General features: G+C 64.2%; 7 protein-coding genes. 2 read left to right on the top strand and 5 right to left on the bottom strand.

Annotation, left to right across the window (positions count from 1 at the left end):
* The 5 genes from WAN71_RS04935 to WAN71_RS04915 form a co-directional block, all read right to left on the bottom strand.
* On the bottom strand, positions 1–970 hold a 970-nt coding region (locus tag WAN71_RS04935), incomplete at its 3' end, for a phosphatase RsbU N-terminal domain-containing protein (protein ID WP_422224259.1).
* Positions 967–1,593, bottom strand: coding sequence for a SpoIIE family protein phosphatase (locus tag WAN71_RS04930; RefSeq protein ID WP_422224258.1), 627 nt, complete (start codon positions 1,591–1,593; stop codon positions 967–969). The genes WAN71_RS04930 and WAN71_RS04935, both read right to left, overlap by 4 nt.
* Entirely contained in the window at positions 1,586–1,996 is a 411-nt protein-coding gene (locus WAN71_RS04925) for an ATP-binding protein (protein WP_422224257.1), read from the bottom strand. Before WAN71_RS04925 ends, WAN71_RS04930 begins: the two co-directional genes overlap by 8 nt.
* Positions 1,986–2,372 (bottom strand): STAS domain-containing protein, encoded by a 387-nt coding sequence (locus WAN71_RS04920; RefSeq protein WP_325678478.1) that lies wholly within the window; start codon positions 2,370–2,372, stop codon positions 1,986–1,988. Before WAN71_RS04920 ends, WAN71_RS04925 begins: the two co-directional genes overlap by 11 nt.
* Positions 2,373–2,405: 33 nt before the next feature.
* Positions 2,406–3,311, bottom strand: a complete 906-nt coding sequence (locus WAN71_RS04915) for an STAS domain-containing protein (RefSeq protein WP_422224256.1) — start codon at positions 3,309–3,311, stop codon at positions 2,406–2,408.
* Positions 3,312–3,474: 163 nt separating this feature from the next.
* Between WAN71_RS04915 and WAN71_RS04910 the strand changes: the two genes are divergently transcribed.
* Both WAN71_RS04910 and WAN71_RS04905 read left to right on the top strand, forming a co-directional pair.
* Positions 3,475–3,834, top strand: a complete 360-nt coding sequence (locus tag WAN71_RS04910; protein ID WP_422224255.1) for an STAS domain-containing protein — start codon at positions 3,475–3,477, stop codon at positions 3,832–3,834.
* 111 nt (positions 3,835–3,945) lie between these two features.
* Positions 3,946–4,446 (top strand): RNA-guided endonuclease InsQ/TnpB family protein (locus WAN71_RS04905; RefSeq protein WP_422224254.1); only part of this gene is annotated, 501 nt, incomplete at its 3' end.

Here is a 4,446-nt window from a genome sequence, read left to right as displayed (position 1 = left end):
CGCGTGCCATGCCCGGGTTGTCCGGCCATTCGATCGGCTGCACTGTGAGCGGTAATTGATGACGGGCCTGCTGAAATATCTGGCGCAGCACCGGATCGAGTTGACGCCACGGCAGTAAGGCTTTCTCGCCGGCCACCTGAATCGTTGGTTCACCATCGTTCGTCGGCCACACCGCGGCCACCACCCGGTGTACGTCGAGCGCGAGGCGACACTCGTCGAGGGTGATTGTCAGCACCTCGGCCACGCTTTTGGCCACGCCGACCGCTGTGGCCAGACGCAGGACCGCGCTTTCCCGCGCCGCGAACGCCCGCTCGGCGGTGATGTCGCGAATCGTCCCGACGTACACGTCGCCAGCTGCGGCATCTGTCATGACCCGGTTGATATTGGCCGTCACCCACACCAGACGGCCGTCTCGATGCCGAATCGGTGTCTCGTATTGGACTTGGCTTTCTTGGCCGAGCCTGGATTGTTGTAGTCGAGCGGCCTTTTCGTCGACCAACCACGGGTGCGGCCAACGATAGGGGATGCCGTGTGCCGGGTAGCCGGTGATCTTGGTGAAGGCGTCGTTGAGCTCGACCACCGCGCCGGCGGCATCGGCAACAAAGAATCCCTCCTGCAGCGAATTCACCAACGCGCTGCGGAATTCATCGCGATCGGCAAGGTCTTCGGCGCGGGCCCGCTGCTCCTCGTAACGCTTTGTGCCGTCTAAAAATCCGCGGGTCGCGATATCGAGTGGGGCCAGCGTCTGCAATAGGAAGCCCAGGGCAGCCGGTCGATCGAAGCCGGGATCCTGCGCGAGGTCGTCGACCAGTTGGAAGTGGTTCTCGATGATGTCCAGCATGCTGATGCCTTCTTGCAAGGCCAGGCGTCCGAGTTCGTGGCCGACGGCGAGTTCTTCCTCGCCGCGCACCTCCAGGTAGGTACGCAGGACGGCGGCGTACCCGGCATGGAAGTCGCTCGTGCGGGTCATCCCGACGCGCCTCGGTGACGTGCGGCGAGCACCAGCGCGTCATCGTTGTCTTTGGCGTGCCGGTGCAAAATATGGTCGGCGATCGCCAAAGACGACGCGGAGAAATCGATGTCGTCCAGATGGTCTTCGACGATGCCGTCGCTGGCGATGACGACCAGGTCGCCGGGTCGGATCGGAACTTTCTGCGGTGTCAGCGCTTCGGGTACGCGGTAACCGACGATGCCGCCGGTAAGACGCGCAGAAGACCGCACCTCGACGCCGGCCGGGTGTTTGGCGACGAGGTCGGCGGTGACATTGCCGATGCCGATCCAACTGAGCGTATCGGAGCGAAAGTCGATGTGCGCCAACGTCATCGCTGCCCCTCTGGTGCCCGACAAGGCACGGTGACAGCGCTGGACCAGGACGTCGAGCGGCTCGGCACGGGCAGCCCGGAGCACGTCCACACCGCGCTTGGCCGCCTCGGCGGCATCCGCGCCGTGGCCGAGACCGTCCAGCACACCGAGGAGGGCGCCGGTACCGTTCACGTCGACCGCGATCAGCCGGTCGCCGCAAATGTTTTCGCCCGGCCGCGCGCGCGCCTTGGCCGCCCATTCGATCGGTCCCAGCCAACCGTGCTCAGCCATTTCGCGGAATCCACTTCCACATCTCGATAACCGTCCCCTGACCCGGTGTGGACTCCACGATCATGCGGTCCATCAGCCGACGTGCGCCGGGCAAGCCGAGGCCTAGGCCGCGCCCGGTCGAAAAGCCGTCCTCCATAGCCCGTTCGATGTTGGCGATGCCCGGACCGCCGTCCTCGGCACGCACCACCAGCGCCTGCCTGCCCTCGCGATCTTCCACCCCAACCCGAATCGCCCCGTAACCGGCATAGCTGGTGATGTTGCGGGCGACTTCCGAGATCGCCGTGGCGATCATCGTGACATCGGTCAGCGAGAAACCGAGCTTGCGGGCCAACTGATGGCCCGCCTGACGCGCCGCGACGATGTCGTCGGGGTTGCCGACATCGACGATGACATCATCCGCCACCGTCGAGTCCGATCGATTTCCCCAGTCCGAGTTGTCTATTCAGCAGCGCCAGGCCCTCCTCCAGGTCCAGCGCCGTGTACATATCGTCGAACATCAAACCCAGTTGGACCATCGCAAACGCGACCTCGGGCTGCAGGCCGACGATCACGGTGTCCGCGCCGCGCAGCCGCGTCATGTGCGCAATCGTGCGCAGCGACCGGGCGGCGAATGAGTCCATCACGTCGATGGCCGTGACGTCGACGATGATGCCCTGTGCGCGAAAGCGGCTGACCCGCTCCATCAGGTCGTAGCGCAGCCGCTCGGTGTCAGAGTCGGTCAGCGCCGCTTGCACTGAGGCAATGAGGATGGGGCCCTGCTTCAGGATCGGTACTGGCATGGCGCGCTCGTGTTAGCTCTCAACGAAGTATTGTTACCCGCCCGTTTCGCCGGTGCGGGTGACCTCGTAGCCCAGCAGACGTTCGGCTTCTTCGATACCGCCCTGCAGGTCACCGACGGCGTTCATCTTGGAAAGATCCAGCCCGATAGTCACCAGGGTGAGCGCGATCTCCGAAGACAGGCCGGTGATGATCACGCTGGCACCCATCAAGCCCGACGCATCGACGGTTTGCACCAGGTGGTTGGCCACCGTCGAGTCGATGGTGGGCACACCGGTGATGTCGATGACGACGACCTTGGCTCGGTTGGCGCGAATAGCTCGCAGCAGTTGCTCGGTGACCTGCCGGGCGCGCTGACTGTCCAGCACACCGATGATCGGCAAGATCAGCAACTGCTCGCGCACCTGCAGCACCGGCGTGGACAGCTCGCGGATGGCTTCCTGCTGCTGGCGAATGATGCGCTCGCGTTCCTGCACGAAGCCGACGGCGACGGTGTTGGCGATGCGGTTGGCGGCGGGCTCGTAAGCGTCGAGCACTCGGTTCAGCAGGTCGAAGTCCGTCTGGTATTTCTCGAACAGTGAGCGGGCCAGCACGTCGCGCAGCAGCAGCACGATGCCGACGACCTCGTTGGTTTCCACGCCACGTGGAATGATGCGCTCGGACAGGTCGCGTGCGTAATCTTGGAGCGCCTCAACGCTACCGGTCTCGAGCACCTCGACGTAGCTGTCGTACACCGTCGTCGCCTCGGAGAAGATCTCCTCCGGAGACATCGCGGTCAGCAATTCGGCTTCGGTGATTCGGCGGGCCCATTCCTCGCGCAAAGCCGTTCGGTTCTGCCGCAAGTGCTGCACCAGCTGTGGCAGCAGCAAACCTTCGCTCGAGATCGCCGGCGCCTGGTTGACGACGCTCGTTCCCGACAAATCTATCGTTTGATCCGACATCGAACCTCCCGGCTTGCCGCAGGCGGGCAGAAGCCCCGCGCCAAGACTAACCGAGCCTCGCCGGGCGAGGAGTTGAAGTAGTATTTCTGCCAGTTTGCGACGACGGCACCGGGTCGGCACCAGGGTCGCCAGGCGCGATGGGACACCCGACCAAGGATGGCCGTTGTCTGCTGCGGGTCCGATCACCACCTCCCTCGCTCGCCGCGAAGGGGTCGCCGTGGTAAGCATCGGCGGCGAAATCGATTTGAGCACCGCGCCGGCTTTTGAAGCGGCGATTACGGGAGCGCTCGACGATGATCCGCCGATTCTCGTCATTGACCTTTCTGAAGTGAGATTCATGGCATCGGTAGGTCTTCGGATCCTGGCGGCCGCTCACGAAAAGGTCAGCAAATCTGCTCAGGTCGCGATAGTGGCCAACAATCCGGCGACAAGCCGACCGATACAGTTGACCGGCCTCGACAAAGTCCTCTCGTTGTATCCGACGCTGGACGACGCGTTGACCGCGATTGGTACCCGGGCCTAATAACTAAACCGACCGCAGTACCTGACGCGCGATCGCGTACTTATGCACTTCGGTCGGGCCATGACCGTCTCCTTTCGGTGGGTTGTCGGGGGTGACGGCTAGGTTGCGGGGGTGTCGCGATATCGGTTGCTTCCGACTGCCGATCAGGCGGTGGTCTTGGCCGAGCATTGTGGCCACGCCCGGTATGTGTGGAACTTGGCGGTCGAGCAGCAACTGCACTGGCAACCGGGCCGCCGCGCGCCGGGTTATAACGAGCAGTGCGTTCAGTTGACTGCGGCCCGCGCCGAATACCAGTGGTTGGCAGCGGGGTCGCAGACGGTGCAGCAGCAGGCGCTGCGGGATTTCGCGCAGGCGATGAGTAACTTTTTCGCGGGAACGCATCGCCGACCGAGGTGGCGCAAAGCGGTTGCGCATGAGGGCTTCCGGCAGGTGGCGGTCAAAGCCCATCACGTCCGACGTCTGAACCGGCGGTTTAGCCGGGTGTGGGTGCCCAAGGTCGGTTGGGTCCGGTTCCGCCTGTCGCGGCAGGTTCCGGAGGGCGTGAAGTCCTACCGCATCACCTGTGATCGGGCCGGCCGCTGGCATATCGCGTTCGCCCACGCACCGCAACCC

The organism is Mycobacterium sp., from assembly GCF_049280035.1.
GTDB lineage: Bacteria > Actinomycetota > Actinomycetes > Mycobacteriales > Mycobacteriaceae > Mycobacterium.
Note: the sequence above shows the minus strand (reverse complement) of the source record. Positions and strands in the feature narration are given on the sequence as shown.

Coding starts and splice junctions, on each gene's coding strand:
- WAN71_RS04930 (WP_422224258.1), bottom strand. CDS start 1,593: ATGGCTGAGCACGGTTGGCTGGGACCGATCGAATGGGCGGCCAAGGCG.
- WAN71_RS04920 (WP_325678478.1), bottom strand. CDS start 2,372: ATGCCAGTACCGATCCTGAAGCAGGGCCCCATCCTCATTGCCTCAGTG.
- WAN71_RS04915 (WP_422224256.1), bottom strand. CDS start 3,311: ATGTCGGATCAAACGATAGATTTGTCGGGAACGAGCGTCGTCAACCAG.